Origin of the sequence: Companilactobacillus suantsaicola (genome assembly GCF_004745525.1) — a bacterium.
GTDB lineage: Bacteria > Bacillota > Bacilli > Lactobacillales > Lactobacillaceae > Companilactobacillus > Companilactobacillus suantsaicola.
Genome location: NZ_RKLY01000017.1, coordinates 22,242 through 46,343, shown reverse-complemented (window position 1 = coordinate 46,343; position 24,102 = coordinate 22,242). Strand labels below are relative to the sequence as shown.

Sequence of the window (24,102 nt, the reverse complement as noted above, 5' to 3'; positions counted from 1 at the left end):
ATACTGATTTTCAAAAGAAAAAGTTTTTTCGTAAGATATGCTTATCAAATTAAGGAGCGTACTTATGAAAAAACTTTTTTCGAATTCTATTTTTATTCAAACAAACCAGGCTGATTTGGAGCAATTACTCTTGAACGCTTTTGAATTAAGCAAGTGGAATTATGCTATTTCAAATATTGAAAAGATAAAGCCGCAGACTTATGCGATTCAGCAAAATCAGCCAGCCGCCAATCAAGCCGAAGAGATCCGAGTTTTTAAGGAAGATGACCGAGTGATTTACGACAGTACTGGTGGGAGAATCGAGTATCGTTTGGAGTTTAGTTTTTTAGAAAATTTAGAAAAAATTGAGTTGCGTGAAAACTTTTTTGTTACTAGCGACACACTTATTTTTCCGGAGACTTTATTTACTCCCATAATTAAGCACGCATTTAATCAGAATTTGCAGGCTTTGAAACGTTTGGCCGAACAAAAAAATCCAACCCTGAGGTGAGATTATGCTGTCAACTACCACTGACTAAAGTCAGTGGCTTGTGAACTTCACTAAATAGCTTATCGCTACTTAATTACTGGTCACAACTTATTCAGATACAGCATCGCATTACAATATCTCATGCCGTTAAGCACTCGGAATCATAACGTCTTATGCGCCAATTACCAGAACTTAGGACGTGAGTTGCCAAACGCCCATATATTTATCTATATATTGGACTATCTTCAGTTAACGTTTTAGTTAATTCAATCAAGCCTTTTGCTAGGATATTTTTAGATGCGTTCCAATCCCTAATATGGTGAGTATTGCAATTAGGACAGGTCCATTCTCTATCCTTTAGGGTTAATTTATGAGTATTCCCTGTACCCATTCTGAACTCACATTCACTACACTGTTGAGTAGTATAGGCTGGATCAACCTCAACGAAAGTACGACCGTACATTGGAGCTTTATACTCCAACATACCAATAAATGTTCTCCAACCGGCATCTGAAATAGACATAGCTAAAGCATGATTTTTCGACATATTCTTGCTCTTCAAATTCTCCCCAACTACCAAATCGTGGTTTTTGATAAGTGCGGTTGAGAGATTATGAAGGAAGTCTTTACGTTGATTTCTTATTTTACTGTGGAGTTTTGCTACTAGTTTTCGTTGTTTCTGATAATTCTTAGATTTCCAAAGTTTTCTCCCTTCAGATTTAGCACGTCTACCTCTTCGAGATAACTTACGTTGTTCCTTGGCTAATCTTCCTTTGATAGAACGATAGAATCTAGGATTATCAATAGTATTGCCGTAACTATCAGTTAAGAAATTTTCAGTATTTAAATCATAACCGATTTGTGAATTGGCCTTTGGAAGTTGTCTTTTAAATGGTTCATCACTTTTTAACAGGAGGGAAACAAACCATTCTCCAGTTGACAAGTGTTTGATGGAAACAGTAGCTATTCTAACCAATTGATTATTAGGTAGATTTCTAGATAGTTTCACTTTGATACGACCAACTTTAGGTAATCTGATATGCTTATTATCTAGGAATTTGATTGATCCATTGTATAAAGATGGAACACCACCGTTTTTCTTAACAGCAGATGAGCTATAGTGATTGGAAGTCCTGTAACCTTGATTTGGATTAGACTTGCGTTTAAATTTTGGAGTACCAGATTTGTGTACTTTATTAAATAAGTTCCAGGCCGATTTATAGGCAACTTGAGCATTATTGACCATATCACTATCAATATCCTTGTCGCCTAACCATGGGTACTTATCTTTGGTGATCCGAGCTAATCCTGTTTTACGAACTATACTAGATTTAAGTAATTTGCCATTTTTATTATACTTCCAGTATTTTTCCGGAATAGGATACAATTCATCTAACTTATTCTTGTAAACAGGCGTGTCAGTCCAGCTGTTAGCTAGTAACTTATTATAAACAAACCGAGAAGCATTGATATTCTTCCAGAAAATTCTCTCCTGTTTTCTGTTAGGATAGATTCTCATTTTCAAACCCATCATAAATTTTGCTTTATTCTCCATCATTTCACCCCCTTATCTTTATAGATTCATTATATACGAACACGTGTTCAAAATCCCGCGATAAGGGTGTGATATAAGAAGTTCGATATCAAAAAACAAATAATTAATAATAAAAAGAAGGCGTTAATCCCACGAATGAATTCGAGGGATTAACGCCTAGCTTCATTGAAAGTTCCATGAATTTTGACGGTCATATTGGTTGGCACATTTTCGTAGATCCACTTGCAGTCTGGTGTGGATAAGTGAATGCAGCCGTGTGATGATGGCTTTTTGCCTAGTGTCTTAGCGATTGATTCGACGTAATTTCCTTGGACGTCAGTTGGCGAGGTATGGAATAAATAGACGCCGTGGTCTTTGAATGATACCCAGTAAAAGGCTCCCAGTTTCAAAGGCTTAGTGTAGAAGAATTCGCCACGTTCTGGTTCGATGTGGAAAGTTCCTTTTGGTGTGGCGTCATCTTCACCGGTCGAGGCGTACATTTCGTAAAGTTGTGTTTTACCATCCATAATATAAACTCGTTGAGTGGTGATGTCGACGTCGATCCAAGCATTAGGATGTTCCTGTAAGTTTGGATAAGCTTTCTTTTCTGATGACATGGTATATTTGAATTTTTTGAGTGGTACCATATCTTTGTCGTCTTTATCTATTTGTGAAATTTTCTTTTTGGGTGCTTTTTTCTTTGGCTTGGGCTTAGATTTTTGGTCTTGAGCCTCAACCTTAGTACTTTGACTATTGTTAGTTGCTAAATAAATTCCCCCGGCACCTAGAACAATAACCGTTAGAGCTACCAAAATAGTTGTATAAATCCCTCGTTTATTCATTTAATCCCCCGAATATCAATATACTAACCATTATACATACTTCGTAATTTTTTGCATTATCACAACTGCAATACTTCATGTGACATTAATGTAAGATTTATGTAAGTAAATTAGATGTACTTATATCCATAAATAAATTATTATGTAATTAACAATAAAAGAGGGGGAAGTAAATTATGCATATTCCAATTAAACGTTCTAACAGCGACAAAGTTTTTGCAGGGGTAATCGGAGGATTGGCAGAACATTTCCAATGGAACCCAACCATTGCTCGAGTTTTATGGGTAATTCTTTCACTAACACCAGTTCCTGGTATCATCGCTTATTTAATCCTTTGGATGTTAATGGAAAATCCTGAATAGTTAAAAGTGGAGGTAAGAAAAATGCACATTCCCGTAAAAAGATCAAAAGATAATCAAATTTTAGGCGGTGTAGTCGCAGGACTCTGTGAACACTTTGACTGGAATCCCGCCATCGGCCGCGTCTTGTACGTAGTTTTATCATTTACACCAATATTCCCAGGAATTTTAGTTTATTTAGTTCTTTGGCTATTGATGGAAAAACCAGATCAAGTATAAAGATTAATAGGAATCACGCGTACAAACAGCAGATAGAAGCACTATCTGCTGTTTTTGCTGTAAAAGTGATTGACACCTCATCTAGAAAGCGCTATCATCAAACCTGTAAGAAATAACAATTATATTACTGGGATTGTAATAGCAAAGTAACGGCGCTACACAAAACCCACTTAGTTCGTTTTTAATTAAACGGGCTGAGTGGGCTTTTTTTATGGGAAAATATTTTATTGGGGGCGATGCTATGAAGATAAAGAAAATTTTGAATAATAACGCATTTATTACTCGCAATGAAAATCACCAGGAAATAATTGTTATAGGAAAAGGTATTGCATATGGAAAAAAGTTCAACGAGGAGGTAGATCAAAGTAAAATCTATAAGACTTTTGTTCCTGTAAGTAAGGGCGATAAAAAGCTGATTTTGGATATGATTGAAGATATTCCAGTTAGTTTTTTCAGAATAGCCGAAAAGATTGTCAATAAGACTAAAAACGATAATGATATTCAACTTACGGATAGTGTTTATATCGCATTGACGGATCACATATCATCCAGTGTTGATCGAGCCAAAGAAGGCTTATTCCTGAATAATCAATTTCTTTGGGAAATTCGTAGTTATTATCCAAAAGAATTTTCAATTGGATTGTGGGCGTTAGATCTTATCAATCAAGAATGTAAGGTTAAGTTATCTGAAGATGAAGCAGGTTTTATCGCTATTCATATAATTAGTGGTGAATTGGGTAATAGGTTGGATGATTTTCAAGAAGTAATAAAATTTATCAAGAAGATTACCAGTATTGTCACTTATCAAATGTCAATTGATATTGATAAAGAGTCGCTTGACTATAACCGATTTGTAACACATTTAAAATTCTTTTGGCAATATATGATGTATCAAAATGATTCAAGATCTATCGGGGATTTAAGCAATGAAATGTTGGCTATTATCAAAGGAAAAAAGATTGAAGCCTATGAATGTGCATTAAAGATCAAAGATTTTATTAGACAAAATTATAATTACGAACTAAATAATGAAGAATTATTATATATGACAATTCATATTGCAAGAATTACCGAAAAATAGAGGGGAAAATAATATGGAATATGAACAAATGAATAAAGATATTATTCAAGCTGTTGGTGGAAAAGGAAACATTAAATCCGTTGTTCATTGTGCCACTAGATTGAGATTTGTTTTAAAGGATGAATCTAAAGCGGATGATGAGAAAGCAAAAAATATTACTGGGGTTTTACAATTAGTTAAAAAAGCTGGTCAGTATCAGTTAGTCATTGGAAACAATGTTGAAGATGTTTATAACGAGCTTGCCGAAATGTTAGATTTGGATAATGATGCAAGTTCCGAGGATGACGGTAAAGATAATCGAAATTTATTCGATAAAATCATTGGAACAATTACTGGCTCTATTGCCCCTGCTATCCCATTACTAGCTGGAGCTGGTATGGGAAAGGTTTTGCTATTAGTCCTGACTTTGTCAGGAATTTTGTCAGAAAAAAGCCAAACATATATCATGCTAAATTTGATATTTGATACTGGTTATTACTTTATGCCAGCATTTATCGGATTTTCTGCAGCTAAAATCTTTAAGACAAATCAATTTTTAGGTGCATTCATTGGGTTAGTTACAGTTAATCCAAATTGGGTAGCATTAGTAGCGGCAGGTAAACCTTTTGCATTCTTGGGTATGCCGGTTAATTTAGTATCATATTCAGCTACTTTAATTCCAGCAATTTTATCAGTCTGGATTATGTCTTATATTGAAAAATTTGTTAAGAAAATCACACCAGGAATGATAAAAGTCTTTGCGGAACCAATGTTAATTATGTTGATAACTGCTCCATTGACATTTTTAATCATCGGACCGATTGCTAATATGATTTCTCAAGGAATTGCCGATATTAGTATGTTCTTATATAACAATGCTGGATTCATCGCCATTCCAGTGTTAGCAGCATTGTATCCATGGTTAGTTTCAATTGGTATCCATAAAGCTTTGAGTCCTATTAGTATTCAATTAGTTGCCACACAAGGGTTTGATCCAATTATTAGAGTTGTAGCACTTTGTTCAAATATGTCTCAAGCTGCAGCCAGTTTGGCCGTCGGTGTTAAAACAAAAAATAAGAAACTTAGAAGTTTAGCTTTATCATCAAGTGTTACTGCCTATCTAGGTGGAATTACAGAACCAGCAATGTTTGGTGTCAATTTGAAACTAAAGAAGCCTATGTATGGAGCTATGATTGGTGGCGCAATTGCTGGATTATTCGCAGGATTTATGAAAATGAAAGCATTTGTTTATGTAACCCCTGGACTTTTGAGCTTGCCAATGTGGGTATCTAAGACTGAGAATTTTGTCTTTTTAGCCATTGCAACAATTTTGATTTCTAGTGTTGCAACATTTGTCGCAACATGGATTATTGGTTTTGACGATCCAGTCAGTGATGAAGCAACAAAACTAGCTAAAGAAAAAGCCGATAAAACCATTACTGAAAAGCATTCAATTAAGAGCCCAGTTAAGGGTCAAGTTATGGCTTTAAATGAAGTCAATGATGAAACATTTTCAAGTGGAATTATGGGAAAAGGAATTGCCGTTGTCCCAGAAGAGGGAAAAATCATTGCACCAACTGATGGCGTTGTTTCAGCGGTATTTGAAACTAGTCATGCTATTGGAATACATCTAGACAATGATGCTGATCTTCTGATTCATATCGGAATTGATACAGTTGAATTAAAAGGTAAGTACTTTGAAACCTTAGTTAAAAAGGGTTCTGAATTTAAAGCAGGACAAGAATTATTGAAATTTGATTTAGAAGGAATAAAGTCAGCCGGATATGATCCAACGGTTATGGTCATTGTTTTGAACAGTAAGGATTTCTTGGAAGTATTGCCAATCCCTGAAGATAAAAAAGAAGTATCAATGAGCAATGATTTATTAATGTTAGCTTAATGGAGGATTTTATGAAGTATTACCATACGAATTCTGATTTTTTATGGGGAGTTGCCACAGCAGCCAACCAAGTAGAGGGTGGTTGGAATGAAGATGGCAAAGGGATGTCAATTGCAGATTGTTTAAGATATCGACCAAATATTGATTCTAAAGATTATAAGTCTATTAATACTATTGATAGTCAAGAAATTAAATGCGCTATTTCTGACCCTTCAACTAAAAATTGGGCTAAAAGACATGGAGTAAATTTTTATCATAATTATCGTGATGATATTAAGCAATTAGCGGAAACTGGAATTAAAGCTTTTAGATTTTCAATTAGTTGGGCAAGAATTTTTCCAAATGGTGATGATCTGGAACCTAATCAAGCTGGTTTAGATTATTATTTGAATGTGGTAAAAGAGTTAAAAAAGTATAATATTCAACCGATAATGACCTTGTCGCACTATGAGATGCCATTGAATCTAGTCTTAAATTATGATTCGTGGTATGACAGAAGAATTGTCGATTACTTTGAAAGATTTGCTAAAACGGTAATTGATTATTTACATGATTATGTAAAATATTGGATTCCAATTAATGAAATCGACAGTATTATTAGGCATCCATTCTCTTCGGCAGGCTTAGTTGAGGACAGATTTCCCAATCAAAATTTTGAAAATGTAATCTATCAAGCAATGCACAATCAATTTGTTGCTTCAGCAAAAATAGTGAAGTATTGTCATGATAATTATTCAGATTTACAAGTTGGCTGTATGATTACGAGAACTATGGTCTATCCATATAATAGTGATCCTAAAAACGTATTAAAAGCAACCGAAACTATGCGAGACGTGTATGCTTTCAGTGATATTCAGGCTAGAGGATCTTATCCTAAATTTCTGTTGAAGGAATTGAAGAATAAGAATATCAAATTGAATATTAAAAAAGAAGATTTAGAACTCTTAAAAGAGGGCACGGCAGATTTTATAGCCTTTAGTTATTACTCTTCAGTTTGTACAGCATATGATACTAAGGGGTTGAAAGTGACAAAGGCTAATAGAACCGTTGGAGTTTATAATAAGTATTTGGAAGAAAGTCAGTGGGGATGGCAGATTGATCCGGTTGGTTTACGATTATCATTGATTGATTTATATGATAGATATCAAAAGCCATTATTTATCGTTGAGAATGGCTTAGGAGCCGAAGATAAATTAACTTGCGATGGGAAAGTTCACGATGATTATAGAATCAGTTATTTAAATGATCATATCAAAGAGATGCTTATTTCAATTCAAGATGATGGCATTGAGTTAATGGGTTATTGTATTTGGGGAACCACTGATATGATTTCGGCTTCTTCAAACCAAATGTCTAAACGATATGGATTGATCTATGTGGATTTAGATGACAATGGTAATGGTAGTTATAGACGATTTAAGAAAGATAGTTATTATTGGTATCAAAATTTATTATCTTATGGAAGTGAAATTCCTGTGTCCCTTTTTAATGGAGAAGCAATCGAGCAAAGGAAAATATCTATTTGATTCTCAATTCTAAAAGAAAAAATTGTACTAATAGGTTATTGATCCTACTAGTACAATTTTTTTGTCGTAAATTACTATAAACTCACACCTTGAATAGCATTTTCATAAGTCCATTCTAATATGTCATCTATCTTTCCTGTTCTGTAATATGTATTAATTAATTCATTCCACTTTGGCCATAGATTTAATGGCACGTTAATAAGTCCCGCACCATTGTCGATCATGTATTTATTAGCAATTAAAGTGGCAGTACGTTTATTTCCATCCCAAAATAGTTGACCGCGCATGTTGTGATACATTAACCGTAAGGAAATTTCGGTAACTGACTTTTTGCTAGTTAATAGTGAATTTAGAAATTCTTTTTCTTTACTAGAATCGACGTCGTCAGGGGTGAAAAAATCATTTGAACCAATATTTACGCCACCTTGTCCGGTTCTGAATTATCCAGGAGCAAGGGAATCATTTTTCGCCACAATTGCATTTATTTGCTTTTCTAAGTCGAGGTTTATTTTAGAATTATCTTTAGTAATAAATTCCCACTTTTTGGCTTTGATATATAAAAATATATACTTAATATAATTGTAATATATAGAAAACTATTTACATTTATATGTAAGCGTACTAAACTCAAAGTGTGGTCTTGTTTATTTTTTTTTTGAAATTATTCAATTGATCATAATTTTGTTACAGGGGGAGATCGAATGCAAGTCTATAAAAGACTGAATAGAACGCTTCTTTGGGTTCTAGTAATCGCTTTTTCTATCTTGATTGCGGGTGGATTTTTAATCTTTAAGAACGAAGCACCGCGACCTTCTAAGATGGTAGATGAGTCAGGAACTACTATCGTAACTAAAAAGCAACTACTTTCCGGACAAGCGGTCTATGAGAAATATGGATTGACTGATTACGGTTCTTATTTAGGAAATGGTACTTATTTCGGACCTGATTACACAGCACAATCTTTGCATGTTTATATTCAGGGGATGCAAAATTATTACGCTCAAAAGCAGTACAATACTAACTTCAAAGATTTAAGTGTTGAAAAACAATCGGGGATTAAAGGAAAAGTTAAACACGAAATTCGTAAGAATCGTTACAATTCGAAAACTGATCAATTGGTTTTGACGACAGCACAAGTGGCTGGTTTGAATCATTTGACTAAACATTTTCGACATGAATTTAGAAATAATCCGCATGAAGCGGGTCTGCCAGAAAACATGATTCACAATAATACTGATGATTTCATGCAAAATGGTGACAAAATTGACCAATTAACTTACTTCTTTTTCTGGGGTGCTTGGTTGTCGTCAACTAATCGACCACATCAAACATACTCGTACACAAATAATTGGCCTTATGATTTAGATGCAGGCAATATTATGACTAGCGAAGCTATGGTTTGGACAGCTTTATCAGTCGCAGTCTTAGTTGCCGGTGTGGGAGTGGTTATTTACTTCTATAAGAAATATCATTTCGATATGCAATTCAACGAGTCTTACGCTGACATTCCAGAGATTCGAACTGATGAACCAATTAGTAACTCACAGAGAAAAACAGCCAAGTTCTTCCTAATTGTTATGCTAATGTTTTTAGTTCAGATCTTGTTAGGTGAATTGATGTCACATTACTACGTTGAAGATACTTTCTTCGGTTTACAATTACAGTACATCTGGCCATTTAATCTAGCTAAAACCTGGCATCTGCAATTAGTTATTTTCTGGATTGCAACTGCCTGGTTAGCTACTGGTATTTATATCACACCACGAGTTCTCGGTCGAGAACCTAAACGTCAAGGTATCTTGGTTGATATTTTGTTCTGGGCTTTGATCGTCGTTGTTGGTGGTTCAATGTTAGGTGAGTGGGGATCAACACTTGGCTTTATCAATGGTAAGTGGTGGATCTTTGGTCACTATGGATGGGAATACGCCGAAATGGGTAAATTCTGGCAAATTCTCTTTATCATTGGGATGTTCTTATGGATTCTCATTATGTTGCGTGGTTTTGTACCAGCGATTAAAGTTAAAAAGAATCTTCATCGTTCCAGACTGTTGCAATTATTGATCATTGGTTCAATTGCAATTCCTGCTTTCTATCTAGCGTCACTGTTTATTCTGCCAAATTCGCACGTCACTTTTGCTGATTATTGGAGATGGTGGATCGTTCACTTGTGGGTTGAAGGAATCTTCGAATCATTTGCGGTTATTTTGATTGGTTACTTGATGGTCGACATGAAATTGACGACTATTAAATCAACTATCAGAGCTTTGTACTTCCAATTGATTTTACTACTTGGAACTGGTGTCGTTGGTATGGGACATCATTACTTCTGGGAAGGTGACCACTCGATCTGGTTAGCCTTGGGAGCTTGTTTCTCGGCTCTGGAAGTAATTCCACTCTGTTTGTTAGTTTGGGAAGCTTATACACATTACCGTGTCTATAAAGATAGTCATCAAGGATTCCCATATAAAGGTACTTTCATGTTCTTAGTTTCCACTGGTTTATGGAATGCCTTAGGTGCTGGTGCTTTAGGATTCTTGATCAATGCTCCAGCTATCAACTATTTCGAACACGGAACACAATGGACATCAGCTCATGCTCATGCTTCAATGGCGGGTGTTTATGGTTTCTTCTCTGTTGCTATCATGTTATTTGCCATCAGACATTTAACTGAAACTCGTTTTTGGACAGCAAAAGTTGAGAAGTGGATCAAATGGGCCTGCATTACGATGAATGTAGGTTTGGCCGGCATGGTCTTCATCACTTTGATGCCATTAGGTTATCTACAACTCAAAGACGCCCTTGAAAATGGTTATTGGCATGCTAGACAAATTAGTTTCTATCGTCAACCACTAGAAACTGGTTTAACAATTGCTAGAGCAGTGCCCGATATTATTTTCACTGTTGGGGTAGTTATTTTATTGGTTGTCTTCTTCAGAGCAATGTTCCACTTGAAGACAGCTTCAAAAGAAATTAATCCGGTTGATTATGATATTAAGTAGAGAGTGAAACAAGAGCGTTCAGCTCCCGGAGGATAACGTAATTTCAGGAATTGCTCGTCGCACTTCACGAGTGATTCCTGAAATTTTGTTATCTCGGAGGGAGTTGCTCTTGTGTAACTCGTTTCAGTCAGACCTAGCATGGTCAACTTTTGAATATTAACAAATAGAGGTTAGGACATAACTACTTTTTACTCCTAAATTTGCAGCATAAACGCGGAACAGGACATAAACTTTGCGCTCAAAACAAATAAGCCCAGGTAATCGCACTTTGATTACCTGGGCTTATTTGCCTTAATGCTCGAGAGTTGACCATGTCCTGTCCCGCTCTCTATAATTCAACTAGTTCAGCGATAGTATTCAAAACACCATCGTCATCGTTATCAGTCACTGAAACCATGTCGGCTGATTGTTTAATGTGGTTGCCACTGTTCTTCATTGCGACGCCAATGCCAGATTCCTCAAGCATTTCAAGATCATTGCCGTTATCACCAAAGGAAACGACATTGTCTAAGGATATGTCATAGAAATCACACAATTTTTTTAAACCGGTGGCTTTTGAAATGTGTTGGGCAATGATGTCGATGCTGCCAAAACCGCTGACAGCAGCATGAATTTGGTCGCCAAATTTTTGATTGATAAAATCGACTGCTGGATCTAATTGGTCGTCGGCGATACGAATGTTCATTTTGAAAATTTTATCGTCGATGTCAGCAATTTTATCAACTCGAACTAAATTATTAATGTAATAATCGTTAGTTTGTGGTGAATCGTACTCGACATAAGTGCCGTTAACACCGGAGAAACAGAGGCTGATCAGATCCAATTGTTGGTTGAATTCTTGATTAATTTCAATCAATTGGTCGAGGTCTAAAGTATCTTCGAAAATTGTTTTACCATCGACTAAAATCTGGGCACCATTTTCAGCGACTAGTGCATCGATGCCTTTAGCTTCGGCGAAGACTTCATCCATATGGCTGAAGTTGTTACCACTAGCGACGGCAAATTTAATGTTTTTTTGATGTAATTTAGCGATATATTCATTCAAACGCTTAACGTTGTATGCGTGATTGGAATCAAACAAAGTTCCATCAATATCAGTTGCGATAAGTTTAATTTTAGGTTCAGTAATATTATTCAAATTAGTTCTCCTAATATATATTTATATATCATTATAAACTAATTGTTATTTAAAACTCTAGAGCAAGGGTAAGAACCAGTTTGCCCAGATCCAACTGAGTGGCATGATGATGACCATCGCCGGTATCATGTCAGCAATTGGGAACATCTTGAGTTTGACCATTCTAAAGCCGGTCGCTAGCATCAGGAATCCACCACAGGCTTTGAAGTCTAAAATCATGTTTGGTGTTGTTAGTGGGAAAATAAAACGTGCTAATAAGAACAAAATGTAAAAGAGAATAAATTGTGGAATCGCAATGATTGAAACCACGTAACCTAAGTTGCAGGCAAAGATTGCGGCAGTAAAGAAGTCCAAAACAGATTTTGAAATCAGAATCGTTGTATCGCCAGTCATCCCATTGTCCAAACTTCCGTAAATACCCGTTCCACTAGCACAAAAGAGTACGATAACGGTAACTAATGTGTTAACGAAATCTTCGTGTGACATGTCGGATTTAGCATTAGGGAAAAGTTTAGAAATTGGTTTTTGCATCTCAACAGCACCTTTGTTGATCCATTGACCTAAGTGCATCCAAAGGCCAATTCCGGTTCCGATTACGAGTGCAAAAATAACAGCCGGCATATATTTCATTGGAGCAATGGAATAAATACCCATACCCATGGAACAGACACCAAAGATAAGCGTGATGTCATTTTTGAATTGTTCGGTAAATTTATTGCCCATAAATCCACCTAAAAGGCCCCCAAATAAAACGGAGGCCGCATTGATAATAACGCCTGTTGGCATAATGTAATACCCCTTTCAATACTCAATGCATCCTACTTTAGATTGGCGAAGCGTCATTAACAATTCAAAAAATATGATATAGTATTCTAAAATGGAATATGAGGTGGCAGTCATGGATTTACACAAGTTAAAAATTTTTGTCGATTTGTCGAAAACGCTCAATTATACCGACACAGCCGAGAATCTCTTCACGACTCAAGGTAATATTTCCAAACAGGTCATAGCCTTGGAAAAAGAACTTGGTGTATCATTGTTCAAGCGCGCTCATCGCAAAATTGAATTGACGCCACAAGGAGAAATTGCCTTACCGTACGCCAAAAAAATGATTGCTGAGTACACTGATTTACAGAATTCACTCAACGAATTCCAGGCTGCCAAGAATTTAACGATTGAAATGCACACGATTCCGACCATGCCGAGTTATGAAAGTTTCACGCTGATAACTAAATTTCTCCAAAAGCATCCCGAAGTTCACATGCAGCTGCAAGAAGAGGAAAGCTATAATTTAGTGACTTCGTTAAAAGCCGGTAAGTGTGAAATCATTTTTGCGAGAACTTTTGACTTTGACGATTCGGACTTAGAAAGAATCGTTATGGAAGCTGATGATTTTGTGGCAGTGCTACCTAAACAACACCCACTAGCGAATGAAAAGAAGTTAAATCTAGTGCAATTAAAAAATGACCAGTTCATGATCTTAGGGCCCAGCACCAACTTATATCAACCGGTTATTAAACTTTGCCAAAAGGCGGGTTTCAAGCCTAAGATCACTTATGAAGGAACGCGAGTTGATTTAATTATGCAGATGGTTCAAAACAATCTCGGCGTTTCACTGATGATGAAAAAGACGGCGGAAAAATTCGACAGTAGTGATTTTGTCATGGTACCGTTAACCGACAATGTCAAAAATAATCTCAGTTTTATTCGAGTTCGAGGACAACATTCGAGCGCTAATGAGATGTTTTGGCGGTATGTTCAAAAAAATGTAGATTGGGGGATTCAAAAATCCAATTAACAACTAAACAAATAATCGACTTGATGGAATCTGGCTTGAAGATGCAGTTTTCTGATGAACAAGTTGCTATCTTAGAAAATGACTTTACCAAACCATTATTAGTCAACGCCTGTGCTGGTTCGGGGAAGACGACAATTTTTATTTTGATGGCACTGATTGCAATAGCCGAAGAAAAAGTGGCACCAGAGGAAATCCTGGGGATAACTTTTTCTCATAAATCAAAGATCGACATGGGGGAACGCTACCAAAATTTTGTCCGACGTTTGTCTGATTCTGGTTTAAACCTCAATGTTGGCCATCCTAAATTCACAACTTTTCATGCGCTTTTTTATCAACTACTGTTGCAGAATCCTGAATATCGCAGTGCCAAAGTTTTGACCTCGTATCGCTTGTTCATTCGTGATTTGTCCGACACTATCAAACATCCTAGTAACATCATCACTAAAGACGAAATGTTGGCAGAAATGTTTGATTTAAACGACTACATGATCAATCAAGATTTGACGACCGACGGAGTTTTACCTAAAGGTGCCAAAAACCTGACAGAAGCAGTCAAAGTCATGGGGCAATACTCACGTCAAAATCACAGCGAGGATTTCTTTGCTGATTATGTCGATGTGATTAAAAAGTATCAAACTTTGAAACGAGAAAATGGCTACATCGACTTCAACGATATGAAATTATTGTTGCTAGAGAGTATGCAAAACAAGCAGTATTTACAGTATTATCAACAAATCATGTCACGCTTCAAAATTGCGGTAATTGATGAGTTCCAAGATATCGACAACTTGCAGTGGAAAATTATTTCTCAATTGTTGAGTCCAGAAACCTTGAAACGCTTGATCGTGATTGGTGACGATGATCAAAGTATTTATTCCTTTAGAGGCAGTAATCCCAAGTTTATTCTCAATTACAAGAAACTCTTACCCGATGCCCAAAAGCACAATCTTTCGACTAATTATCGAACTGGTGAAAAGATTTTGAAACGGGTCATTCCTTTAATTAAAAAAAATCACGTTCGACTCGATAAAGAATTGTTGTCAGGTAAAAAAGATATGGGCAAATTCATTCTTTACAGTACGAAGAAATCTGGCTTTAGTGGTGACTCAAAGATGTTGCGTCGCTTAGTTAAACAGATCAATGACCCTCAAATCAACGACGACGATATTGCTATTTTAGTTCGTTACAATTCTTCACGGATGCTTTTAGCTGACTGGTTGGCTAATCAAAATATTTATGCCGATATCAACAATATTGGGGCGATTTTGCAAAATAATATCGTCTACAAAATTATCACTGAATTGATGAAATCGCTCTGGGAGGACAATTATCAATATTTCAGTAATCAAGCGAACCGAATTGGCTTTCGGGCTTATAAAGATCACACGCAAAAGGTCATCAAAAATCAAGCTCCTGAAAAACTCAGCCAATTTTTCCAACTAGCTAATGACTACAACGCCACCACTAATACGCCTTACAAACGAACCGATGAGCGAATCAAAGTTTATTTCAACAGTGTCCAACGTTTCAAAAAAAATATGTTAGAAGCGACCGATCCAGAGAAAAAACAGAAGTTGGGTAAAAGTCTGATCAAAGATTTGTACAAGGCAGCGAATAAATTGACTGACCGCTATTTTGATTACATGGAAGAAAAGAATTTCATGTCGAAAAATGAAGTCAACGATATTAAGAAGTATCTCGAAGAAGAGTTAGAGAAGTATCAAAATATCGATGATTTCTTCAAGGCTGAAGAAGATAAAAAGACGATTCTGACAACTCGAACTAGACAAGTTCAAGATAACCGTATCCAATTTCTATCTTTGCACCAGGCTAAGGGATTGGAATTCAAATATGTTTACTTGTACGGTTTGACTGATAAAGAAGTCGACCGGTCTAGTAAAGTGTTGAATTCTTGGTTCCCACCAGAAATGGCGATGGATAAATTCATTGCTAAGTGGAAATTAGTTTATAATCACAATTTCCAATTTTTAGAGAACGCGTTAAAGTCGGCCCACGTTGAAAAATACCGTGATATCACAAATAATAATGCCTTCAATCCGATTAATTTGGACAAGACTTTGAAGAAAAATCAAGAGTTCCAAATGTTTTATGATCTCTATCAAGAAATCGAAAACTATTCTGCCTTTATTGAAGAAGAGAGAAGACTCTTGTATGTTGGTGTCACGCGAGCTCAAAAAGAGTTGAATTTAAGAATAGCGCCAGATTCCAACCCGTTAGTATTTGATTTGGAATTGCCTAAAAAGAAGAAAAAATGACAGAAGAAAAATTTGAAATGGTCGTCCCTAATGACCAACGATTGCCGTTTGGCTGTCGTCTGCAGACCAATCCCAATAAACAAATGATTTTGCCTCATTGGCATGATACGTATGAAATCGACTATGTTGTGAATAGTCAAAATCAAAACTTCTATCTTGACGGAAAGACCTTTAACCAAAAAAAAGGTGAAATTGTCTGTGTCAATCCTTATCAAGTTCACGGATTGACATTGCCGAAAGATGAAAAGCGTATCGCGATAACTTTGATGATTCCTTTGGCGTTGTTAGATAAATTGAATATAAATAAATTTGATTTTCGAATTCAGAATCGGATTTTTGAACCTAGTGATCAACGCTATTTATTTTTAGTCAATCTCTTTGACGAACTGACTAAAATTTTACGCTGTGAGGATGATACCTTTTTGCGGACGGAAAAAATTGGCTTAGTTTACGCCATTTTGGGAGTCTTATTCAAAGATTTTTCGCAACCTGATAAATTAGCTTTTAACAATTATGCTAGTAATCGTATCGACTACATTAAACAGTCACTCGAATGGTTAGGTGACAACTATATGTATCAAGTCAAACTTGAAGACTTAGCTGAACAAGTAAAATTGTCGAAAAGCTATTTTAGCCATCTTTTTAAACAAATAACCGGTCAGACACCACAAGCGTATTTAACGGGTATTCGTTTGGCACATGCTCGACAAACTATTCAAAATACTGATTTGACTATGACCCGGATTGCCCTAAAAACCGGTTTCAGCAATGTTAAAGCGATGAATACGGCCTTTAAAAAGAATCTGGGGATGACTCCGTATCAGTATAAATTAGAACAGCAAAAAGCAGGATTTGACATTTTTTAAGCTAAAATGGCATTTTTATCTCTGAAGAATTTCAGTAGACTGAAGTCAATTGGAGGTAGCTATGTTAAGACTAGATGAGAGTAAATTTGATGATCAGAAATTAGAAACAGGCTTGTTATATCGGGAATTTCGGGATGTAACTTATGTTGAAAAGCCGGTTTCAGAAATTCAAAAGTTGAATATTTTTGTCCCACTGGCATATTTTCACGAGGGAATCGTTAATGGTTACGACAAAGATACGGCCCCGATTTTTATGCCCAATACGATTGGTGGTTATATGCCCGGTCCTAGAGATTATCCGGGAAATAAAACTTATCCTAGTAGTCAAAAGACTATCATTGCTGCATTAAACCACGGTTATGTGGTGATTTCAGCTGGCTTACGTGGGCGAACGTTGACAGCTGAGGGGGAAAATATTGGAAAAGCCCCTGCTTTTTTAGTCGATATGAAGGCAGCGATTCGTTACATCAGACATAATCAGGATTTAATTCCTGGTGATACGAACAAAATTATTACTAATGGGACGAGTGCTGGCGGTGCCACTTCGGCTGCGATTGGGACTTCTGGAGACGATGCGTACTTTGAGCCATTCTTAAAAAATCTTGGTGCGGCAACTGAATCAGACAAGATCTTTGCAGCTAGTGTTTACTGCCCAATCCATAACTTGGAAAACGCGGATGCCGCTTATGAGTGGGAATTTAGCGGTATTAATACTTGGCAACGAAAAATTTTTGTTAAAGATGGTGCACCCGGACAGCCACCGGTTTTTGAAGATGCGACCGGAACCTTTACTCCTGAAGAAATGGAGATGTCTGCTGAATTGAAACAAGAATTCATTACTTATCTGAATTCCTTACATTTAACGGTTGATCAAACAGAGCTCACTTTAGATAATGATGGACAAGGTTCATTTTTAAATTACGTAAAATACTTTATTAAGCAATCAGCTCAAAAAGCACTTGATGAAGGTAAGGCTGTTTCAAAAGATTCTGGTGTCAAAGTAGAAAATGAGGTAGTGACTGATTTAGATTGGTCAAAGTATTTACATTTCATTACTAGAATGAAGAGTGTTCCGGCTTTTGATGATTTAGAAATGAAGAATCCAGAGCCTAATTTGTTCGGTGATGGGACAATTGACAGTAAGCACTTCACTACTTTCTCCCAAGAGCACTCAAAAGTTACTTCACAACTGGCTGATGAAAAGACGGTAAAAGCTGTTAATCCGCTGACTTACATTGGAAAAGCGAAAACTGCTCAATATTGGCGGATTCGTCATGGGGCAAGTGATCGTGATACTTCGTTTGCTATTCCGGTGATTTTGGCGACGACTTTGAAAAATGCCGGTTATCAAGTTGATTTTGCCATGCCTTGGAATACGCCGCACAGTGGGGATTATGATTTACGTGATCTCTTCAGTTGGATCGATAAAATTTGTGCCAAATAAAAAGCATTCCATTATGGAATGCTTTTTTAGTTAACTTGAATTGTTCCACCAATGTTGTCACCCCTATAATGATCACTGATAAGAAAGAGGAGGGCAAACAATGTCTGAGCAACTATATGATTTAAGAAAAGTTATTGATGAATTAAAACAAGCACCTGGTCAATATCATGAAACTGATGTTGAAGTAGATCCTGATGCAGAACTTTCTGGAGTTTACCGCTACATCGGTGCCGGTGGTACGGTTAAGCGTCCAACCAAAGAAGGACCTGCGATGATGTTTAACAATGTCAAAGGTTTCCCGGGCTCACGAGTATTTATCGGTGCGATGGCTAGTCGTAAGCGTGACGGTTTGATTTTACATCATGACTACAAAACTTTGGGCCGCTTGTTAAAGGATTCAGTTGAACATCCAGTTGCCCCAGTAGTAGTAAATTCTGACGAAGCTCCTGTTCAAGAAGTTGTGCATAAAGCAACTGATAAAGATTTTGATATTAGAAAAATTTTACCAGCACCAACTAATACTGAATACGATGCCGGTCCTTACATTACTATGGGCTTAGTTTTAGGTTCAGATCCTGATAAGACGATGACTGATGTGACAATTCATCGCATGGTTTTGGAAGATAAAGATACGATTGGGATGTACATCATGCCTGGTGGTCGTCACATTGGACATTTCCAAAAACAATTTGAAAAGTTGAATAAGCCAATGCCAATCACGATCAACATTGGTTTGGACCCTGCTATTACCATCGGGGCAACTTTTGAGCCACCTACAACTCCACTTGGCTATGACGAGTTGAATATTGCGGGTGCTTTGCGTAATCAAGCTGTGCAATTAGTCGCTGCCAAAACGATCGATGAAAAGGCGATTGCTAGAGCTGAGTTCGTAATTGAAGCTGAGATCATGCCTAATCAAACTATGCAAGAGGATATTAATACTAACACTGGCAAAGCTATGCCTGAGTTCCCAGGTTATAATGGTGACGCTAATCCAGCAGTTAATGTTGTCAAAGTTAAAGCCATCACGCACCGAAAAGATAATCCTATCATGCAAACAACAATCGGACCTAGTGAAGAGCATGTTTCGATGGCCGGAATTCCGACTGAAGCAAGTATCCTCGAATTAGTCGACAAGGCGATTCCTGGAAAAGTTGTCAACGTATATAATCCTCCAGCAGGTGGTGGTAAGTTGATGACTATTATGCAAATCCACAAGGATAATGAGGCTGATGAAGGGATCCAAAGACAAGCTGCTATCTTAGCCTTGTCCGCTTTCAAGGAATTAAAGACCGTCTTCTTGGTTGATGAAGATGTTGATATTTTTGATATGAATGATGTCGTTTGGACAATGAATACTAGGTTCCAAGGGGACAAAGATATTATGGTGTTACCTGGAATGAGAAATCACCCACTTGATCCTTCCGAACGACCTGAATACGATCCTAAATCCATCCGTGTTCGTGGTATGAGCTCGAAGACAATTATCGATGGTACCGTACCATTTGATATGAAAGACCAATTCATCCGGGCTTCATTTAAAGAAGTCGATGATTGGCAAAAATATTTAAAATAAGGAAGTGTGAGCATGACTCGGAAAAGAAAAATCGTCATCGGAGTGACCGGTGCCTCAGGTACAATTTATGCAATCGATTTGATGAAAAAGTTAAAATCGATCGACAATGTTGAGACACACGTTGTTTTCAGTGGTTGGGCGAAGAAAAACTTACAACTGGAAACTGATCTGTCTTTAGCTGATATTAAAGAGTTGGCTGATTACTTTTACAGTGACAGTGACTTAGGTGCGACAATCGCCAGTGGATCATTTTTAACTGATGGGATGATCATCGTTCCTGCCAGCATGAAGACTGTTGCTAGTATCGCTGTCGGTATCGGTGACAATTTGATTTCCCGAGCCGCTGACGTGACCTTAAAAGAACAACGTAAATTGATCATGGTACCAAGAGAAACACCATTGAATACGATTCACTTAGAAAATATGACTAAGCTGTCGAAAATGGGTGTCCAAATGATTCCACCAATTCCAGCCTTTTATAACCATCCAGAAACCATTCAAGATTTAGTCGATCATCAAACGATGAAAGAACTAGATGCATTAAGAATTGACAACGAAATTGGCGGACGTTGGGAGGGTATCTAATGAAATTCTCAATTACCGAAGAAAATTATACGATGGTGGCCAATGTGGAAGTTATCGGAAAAGATTTATTCATTGCCATTACTGGTGGCGATAACCCTCATATTGGAACCGTGACGACTTTGACCAAGGATTCAGATTTGCAAACCATTCGTTATCCCAGCCACGATGGCAGATTCCATAAAGACGACGTTTTAGCCAAACGGGTTGGGAAAGTGATTCAAAGTCAGTTACCAGGCAGTTGCACGATAACCGCCGGCGTTCATGTGAACCATATTTCCAAAAAGCAAATTGCTGTGTCTTCGTCGATGGCGCAAAACTTAGGCGAACAAATCAAGACTTGGTTACAGACGACCGATTTTGATGTGCCAGCTCCAATTTATTATCGTGATTCGGAAAATTCACAGTAAAATAGTCAGACAGACTTGATTAATTAAATAGCCTTATGGTAATTGAATTTTGATTACCGTAGGGCTATTTAATTAATACGCCGCTAGTTTCAGACTACGTTTGGTAATAATTAGTTGTTCGTGTTCTAAAATTGCGTATATTTCAGTTAATCTATTTTCAAGGTCGTTTATTTCTAAGTTAAATTTTTTATTTAACATTGTAATTGATGTGAGGACAGTTCCTTTTGGAATGACGGCTTTTCCATGGGTGATAAAACCATTGCCAAAGATACCATTGATAATTAAGACATCTAAATCACTACTGCTTTCAATTCCGTATAGTTCCGCGATATTTTGATGGCGACTAAATACTTGTTTGAAGGTAATTCTCGCATTTTTTATAACGGTTTCTTTTGGTGATGGATTATTATTGGGTGATTGGGAAGAGGGGCTTTGGTTAACGGAATTATTTTTCCATAAATTTTCGCGTTCTGCTTGTAACTTCTCTTGTTCAGCAAGAAGTTCTTGTTCTTGAGTAAATTTTATTCCTGCCGGCGAACTTAGCCACTTTTCGTGTTCTAGTTGTTTTTGCTTTTCGATTAATTGTTTAGCGGCCTTATTGATAGTAAGTTCGTCTTTCAGATAAATTGGTAATGACTCGCGACAAAATTCTTGTAGATAAACGAGCTTGTTTTTAGAAAACAGACTTTCCAAAGTATTTTGTTCTTTTAGTAGTTGGTAATTTTTGGATGGGAAAGTTTCACCCCATTGAAACCTAATAAGGATTTCATCCAGTCCACGATCTATTTTGTGCTTTCCTTTTTTTATGTCTCTTAAAATATCTTCACCAATTCCGGCTTCTTGTTTGAGATGTTCAATTCCAAAGCCTTGTGTGCGGTTATCTTCTTTTGATTGGCAGATGTAGAGATATTTTACTCCACGGCCACACGAACAGTGCAATGAAGATTTTTTCGGATTGGCTTTATCGAAATTAGGATTGACTTGTTCTTCCCGAAATTGCCATTCTGTACCAGTTTCATTGAAATCATTCAGAAGCATCGAATTAAATTTGTATTGTTTATATTGCTCAATAGTTTGTAGTTGAGATTTTGATAATTTATTAATAATACTTTTTCTTTCAGAGCTGTTCAAATGGTCATAATTAAGACTGGTACGAAATATTTCCATGAAGTTTACCTTCTTTCTGATAATTAATTTTTACTAATTAAAGTATCTATTATGGTAAAAACATAGGCAATACAATTACTGAAACATAATCATTTACATACAATTTTTAATGATTTGTTTATGGAAAAGAAATTTTACTGGGGAATTGAAATATTTGCTTATTTGATTGTACTTCTTTTATCAAGACGCTTTATAATGACAGTAATGTAGAAATAGGAGGCATTATTATTCACGAGTCAATTAAACACGTCAATGTTTTTAGTACAAAAGAATTTATAGAGCATGATTTTTGTAAAGATTTGGAAGAAATACCTGAAACGATGGAATTAAAGCCAGTTGGTAGGGAAAAATGAAGTGTATATAATAGGTAATTCAATCCTATTTTTTACTTATTTAAATACAAATCCCAAAACTTCTTGGCTACTTCGGTTTTAGACATTAATGGCCAATTAATTGGTTCATGACCTTTTTGCAATAACGTGACTTTATTGGTATCGACGTTAAAACCAGCGTTTTTTTGAGAAACATCGTTAGCCAAAATTACGTCAGCGTGTTTCTTATTGAGTTTTTTCTCAGCGTTGTCCAAGAGGTGTTGCGTTTCGGCCGCAAAACCGACGACGAATTGTTGGCTAGTTTTAGTGGCAGCGATAGTTTGTAAAATATCAGGATTTTTAGTTAATTTGATGGTGAAGATATCTTCATCATCATTTTTTTTGATCTTTTGGTCGGCAACTTTCATCGGTTTGAAGTCAGCTACTGCGGCAGCCATAATCAAAACGTCAGCTTTAGGGAAAACATCTTTTAGCTGTTGCATCATTTCGTCAGCAGTTTGGATTTGAATTATGTTCATGCCGGCAAAAGAAGCGGGGACAGTGGTAATTAAGGTTACTTCTGCACCGAGATCTCGAGCGACTTTTGCCATCGCAAAGCCCATTTTGCCAGAGGAACGATTACCGATAAATCGAACTGGGTCGATAGCCTCCTTAGTTCCGCCGGCAGTTACAATGACTCTTTTACCATTCAGTTTTTTCTCCGTGAATTGGGCTTGAATATTTTTGACAATGACATCTAATTCGGGTAGGCGGCCCTTGCCAGTCATACCTTCGGCTAAGAATCCGGTGGCTGGTTCGATTATTTTGACGCCCATTTTTTTCAAAGTTTGAAGGTTATTTTGAACTGCGGGATTATCGTACATGTCAGTGTTCATGGCTGGGAAGACCAATTTTTTGGATTTGGTTGCTAATAGACTGGTTGAAACGATATCGTCAGCTAGACCATTGGCCATTTTGCCGATGATATTAGCAGTTGCCGGAACAACGACTGCCAGATCAGTCCAGATCGCCACTTTGATGTGGGGGATGAAGTCATCGGCAGCACTTTGAGGTTTGAAATTGTCAGTGATGACCGGACGCTTACTTAAAGTCGCAAAAGTTAGTGGAGTGACGAATTCTTGTGCAGATTTAGTCATCACCACTTGTACCTGTGCGCCTTGTTTGATCAAAGCACGTACGATATTCAACGATTTGTAAGCAGCGATTCCGCCAGTAACGTAAATTGCAATGTGTTTGTCTTTTAACATTTTTCCACCTCAAATTTTTTTCTTACTATATTATACATGATTGAGATTTTGTTGATATTTGTTAATATTTTCATATTAGGAGAAAACTATGAATATTTATACTTTGGATATTATTGTCACGATTTTATTATTACTGATTATTAATGATCCCCTACTGAGATTCTTTCAAAGTCTACTTTTTGGAAGTTTCATCGCTAGTGAGATTTTCGTTGGAATAATCATAATAATTTTAATGGTTTTGATTCATAAATTTATTTTACGAAGATTTTTCCCAAAAAAGTAGTGATTGTGAAAATCAGTGGCTCTTACCAGCACTTTTTTAGTAGGTAAAAGTGTAAAATTAAGGTAATTACATTTC

At 36.6% G+C, this 24,102-nt stretch carries 20 protein-coding genes; 14 read left to right on the top strand and 6 right to left on the bottom strand.

Annotated features, from left to right (window positions below; translation table 11 throughout):
* The first annotated feature begins 64 nt into the window (after positions 1–64).
* On the top strand, positions 65–490 hold the full coding sequence (locus EGT49_RS07550) for a hypothetical protein (RefSeq protein ID WP_135373072.1): 426 nt from the start codon (positions 65–67) through the stop codon (positions 488–490).
* A 202-nt stretch (positions 491–692) separates the two neighbouring features.
* On the opposite strand, the gene EGT49_RS07545 is transcribed toward EGT49_RS07550, so the two are convergent.
* Together EGT49_RS07545 and EGT49_RS07540 are read right to left on the bottom strand one after the other, a co-directional pair.
* Positions 693–2,027, bottom strand: coding sequence for an RNA-guided endonuclease InsQ/TnpB family protein (locus EGT49_RS07545; RefSeq protein WP_425456259.1), 1,335 nt, complete (start codon positions 2,025–2,027; stop codon positions 693–695).
* A 146-nt stretch (positions 2,028–2,173) separates the two neighbouring features.
* On the bottom strand, positions 2,174–2,845 hold the full coding sequence (locus tag EGT49_RS07540; RefSeq protein ID WP_135373070.1) for a L,D-transpeptidase: 672 nt from the start codon (positions 2,843–2,845) through the stop codon (positions 2,174–2,176).
* Between the two features lie 176 nt (positions 2,846–3,021).
* Between EGT49_RS07540 and EGT49_RS07535 the strand changes: the two genes are divergently transcribed.
* The 6 genes from EGT49_RS07535 (at position 3,022) to EGT49_RS07510 (ending at position 10,908) form a co-directional block, all read left to right on the top strand.
* The gene (locus tag EGT49_RS07535) at positions 3,022–3,207 is read left to right on the top strand and encodes a PspC domain-containing protein (RefSeq protein ID WP_135373068.1); all 186 of its coding nucleotides are present in this window, start codon (positions 3,022–3,024) and stop codon (positions 3,205–3,207) included.
* 21 nt (positions 3,208–3,228) lie between these two features.
* Positions 3,229–3,423 carry a PspC domain-containing protein gene (locus EGT49_RS07530; protein WP_135373066.1) on the top strand — a complete coding sequence of 65 codons (195 nt, stop codon included), beginning with the start codon at positions 3,229–3,231 and terminating at the stop codon, positions 3,421–3,423.
* A gap of 241 nt (positions 3,424–3,664) precedes the next feature.
* Positions 3,665–4,504: a BglG family transcription antiterminator LicT gene (licT, locus tag EGT49_RS07525; RefSeq protein ID WP_135373064.1), complete on the top strand. Its 840-nt coding sequence runs from the start codon at positions 3,665–3,667 to the stop codon at positions 4,502–4,504.
* A 13-nt stretch (positions 4,505–4,517) separates the two neighbouring features.
* Positions 4,518–6,383, top strand: a complete 1,866-nt coding sequence (locus tag EGT49_RS07520) for a PTS beta-glucoside transporter subunit IIBCA (protein ID WP_135373062.1) — start codon at positions 4,518–4,520, stop codon at positions 6,381–6,383.
* Positions 6,384–6,394: 11 nt separating this feature from the next.
* On the top strand, positions 6,395–7,909 hold the full coding sequence (locus tag EGT49_RS07515; protein ID WP_135373060.1) for a glycoside hydrolase family 1 protein: 1,515 nt from the start codon (positions 6,395–6,397) through the stop codon (positions 7,907–7,909).
* 701 nt (positions 7,910–8,610) lie between these two features.
* Positions 8,611–10,908 carry a nitric-oxide reductase large subunit gene (locus tag EGT49_RS07510; protein ID WP_135373058.1) on the top strand — a complete coding sequence of 766 codons (2,298 nt, stop codon included), beginning with the start codon at positions 8,611–8,613 and terminating at the stop codon, positions 10,906–10,908.
* Between the two features lie 328 nt (positions 10,909–11,236).
* Here EGT49_RS07510 and EGT49_RS07505 read toward each other — a convergent pair whose 3' ends face one another.
* Positions 11,237–12,046 (bottom strand): HAD family hydrolase, encoded by an 810-nt coding sequence (locus EGT49_RS07505; RefSeq protein ID WP_167849786.1) that lies wholly within the window; start codon positions 12,044–12,046, stop codon positions 11,237–11,239.
* 57 nt (positions 12,047–12,103) lie between these two features.
* The gene (locus EGT49_RS07500; RefSeq protein ID WP_135373054.1) at positions 12,104–12,832 is read right to left on the bottom strand and encodes a DUF554 domain-containing protein; all 729 of its coding nucleotides are present in this window, start codon (positions 12,830–12,832) and stop codon (positions 12,104–12,106) included.
* Positions 12,833–12,944: 112 nt separating this feature from the next.
* On the opposite strand from EGT49_RS07500, the gene EGT49_RS07495 reads away from it, so the two are divergent.
* The 7 genes from EGT49_RS07495 (at position 12,945) to lpdD (ending at position 20,998) form a co-directional block, all read left to right on the top strand.
* Entirely contained in the window at positions 12,945–13,844 is a 900-nt protein-coding gene (locus EGT49_RS07495) for a LysR family transcriptional regulator (protein WP_135373052.1), read from the top strand.
* Positions 13,820–16,120 carry a UvrD-helicase domain-containing protein gene (locus tag EGT49_RS07490; protein WP_135373050.1) on the top strand — a complete coding sequence of 767 codons (2,301 nt, stop codon included), beginning with the start codon at positions 13,820–13,822 and terminating at the stop codon, positions 16,118–16,120. The genes EGT49_RS07495 and EGT49_RS07490 overlap by 25 nt, the downstream gene beginning before the upstream one ends.
* On the top strand, positions 16,117–16,986 hold the full coding sequence (locus tag EGT49_RS07485) for an AraC family transcriptional regulator (protein ID WP_135373048.1): 870 nt from the start codon (positions 16,117–16,119) through the stop codon (positions 16,984–16,986). The genes EGT49_RS07490 and EGT49_RS07485 overlap by 4 nt, the downstream gene beginning before the upstream one ends.
* 61 nt (positions 16,987–17,047) lie before the next feature.
* Entirely contained in the window at positions 17,048–18,430 is a 1,383-nt protein-coding gene (locus tag EGT49_RS07480; protein ID WP_246013818.1) for a subtype B tannase, read from the top strand.
* Positions 18,431–18,530: 100 nt separating this feature from the next.
* Positions 18,531–20,006, top strand: a complete 1,476-nt coding sequence (locus EGT49_RS07475; protein ID WP_135373046.1) for a UbiD family decarboxylase — start codon at positions 18,531–18,533, stop codon at positions 20,004–20,006.
* 12 nt (positions 20,007–20,018) lie between these two features.
* Positions 20,019–20,591, top strand: a complete 573-nt coding sequence (locus EGT49_RS07470; RefSeq protein WP_135373044.1) for a UbiX family flavin prenyltransferase — start codon at positions 20,019–20,021, stop codon at positions 20,589–20,591.
* A complete protein-coding gene (gene lpdD, locus EGT49_RS07465) occupies positions 20,591–20,998 on the top strand; it encodes a prenylated flavin chaperone LpdD (protein WP_135373042.1) in 408 nt (135 codons plus the stop codon). Before EGT49_RS07470 ends, lpdD begins: the two co-directional genes overlap by 1 nt.
* Positions 20,999–21,070: 72 nt before the next feature.
* On the opposite strand, the gene EGT49_RS07460 is transcribed toward lpdD, so the two are convergent.
* On the bottom strand, positions 21,071–22,165 hold the full coding sequence (locus tag EGT49_RS07460; protein WP_135373040.1) for a hypothetical protein: 1,095 nt from the start codon (positions 22,163–22,165) through the stop codon (positions 21,071–21,073).
* Between the two features lie 385 nt (positions 22,166–22,550).
* The gene (coaBC, locus tag EGT49_RS07455; RefSeq protein WP_135373038.1) at positions 22,551–23,744 is read right to left on the bottom strand and encodes a bifunctional phosphopantothenoylcysteine decarboxylase/phosphopantothenate--cysteine ligase CoaBC; all 1,194 of its coding nucleotides are present in this window, start codon (positions 23,742–23,744) and stop codon (positions 22,551–22,553) included.
* Positions 23,745–24,102: the final 358 nt, after the last annotated feature.

What these genes read in the sequence shown, in the direction of transcription:
- EGT49_RS07550 (WP_135373072.1), top strand. Translation starts at nt 65, where the DNA reads ATGAAAAAACTTTTTTCGAATTCTATTTTTATTCAAACAAACCAGGCT.
- EGT49_RS07545 (WP_425456259.1), bottom strand. Translation starts at nt 2,027, where the DNA reads ATGATGGAGAATAAAGCAAAATTTATGATGGGTTTGAAAATGAGAATC.
- EGT49_RS07540 (WP_135373070.1), bottom strand. Translation starts at nt 2,845, where the DNA reads ATGAATAAACGAGGGATTTATACAACTATTTTGGTAGCTCTAACGGTT.
- EGT49_RS07535 (WP_135373068.1), top strand. Translation starts at nt 3,022, where the DNA reads ATGCATATTCCAATTAAACGTTCTAACAGCGACAAAGTTTTTGCAGGG.
- EGT49_RS07530 (WP_135373066.1), top strand. Translation starts at nt 3,229, where the DNA reads ATGCACATTCCCGTAAAAAGATCAAAAGATAATCAAATTTTAGGCGGT.
- licT (WP_135373064.1), top strand. Translation starts at nt 3,665, where the DNA reads ATGAAGATAAAGAAAATTTTGAATAATAACGCATTTATTACTCGCAAT.
- EGT49_RS07520 (WP_135373062.1), top strand. Translation starts at nt 4,518, where the DNA reads ATGGAATATGAACAAATGAATAAAGATATTATTCAAGCTGTTGGTGGA.
- EGT49_RS07515 (WP_135373060.1), top strand. Translation starts at nt 6,395, where the DNA reads ATGAAGTATTACCATACGAATTCTGATTTTTTATGGGGAGTTGCCACA.
- EGT49_RS07510 (WP_135373058.1), top strand. Translation starts at nt 8,611, where the DNA reads ATGCAAGTCTATAAAAGACTGAATAGAACGCTTCTTTGGGTTCTAGTA.
- EGT49_RS07500 (WP_135373054.1), bottom strand. Translation starts at nt 12,832, where the DNA reads ATGCCAACAGGCGTTATTATCAATGCGGCCTCCGTTTTATTTGGGGGC.
- EGT49_RS07495 (WP_135373052.1), top strand. Translation starts at nt 12,945, where the DNA reads ATGGATTTACACAAGTTAAAAATTTTTGTCGATTTGTCGAAAACGCTC.
- EGT49_RS07485 (WP_135373048.1), top strand. Translation starts at nt 16,117, where the DNA reads ATGACAGAAGAAAAATTTGAAATGGTCGTCCCTAATGACCAACGATTG.
- EGT49_RS07480 (WP_246013818.1), top strand. Translation starts at nt 17,048, where the DNA reads ATGTTAAGACTAGATGAGAGTAAATTTGATGATCAGAAATTAGAAACA.
- EGT49_RS07475 (WP_135373046.1), top strand. Translation starts at nt 18,531, where the DNA reads ATGTCTGAGCAACTATATGATTTAAGAAAAGTTATTGATGAATTAAAA.
- EGT49_RS07470 (WP_135373044.1), top strand. Translation starts at nt 20,019, where the DNA reads ATGACTCGGAAAAGAAAAATCGTCATCGGAGTGACCGGTGCCTCAGGT.
- lpdD (WP_135373042.1), top strand. Translation starts at nt 20,591, where the DNA reads ATGAAATTCTCAATTACCGAAGAAAATTATACGATGGTGGCCAATGTG.
- EGT49_RS07460 (WP_135373040.1), bottom strand. Translation starts at nt 22,165, where the DNA reads ATGGAAATATTTCGTACCAGTCTTAATTATGACCATTTGAACAGCTCT.
- coaBC (WP_135373038.1), bottom strand. Translation starts at nt 23,744, where the DNA reads ATGTTAAAAGACAAACACATTGCAATTTACGTTACTGGCGGAATCGCT.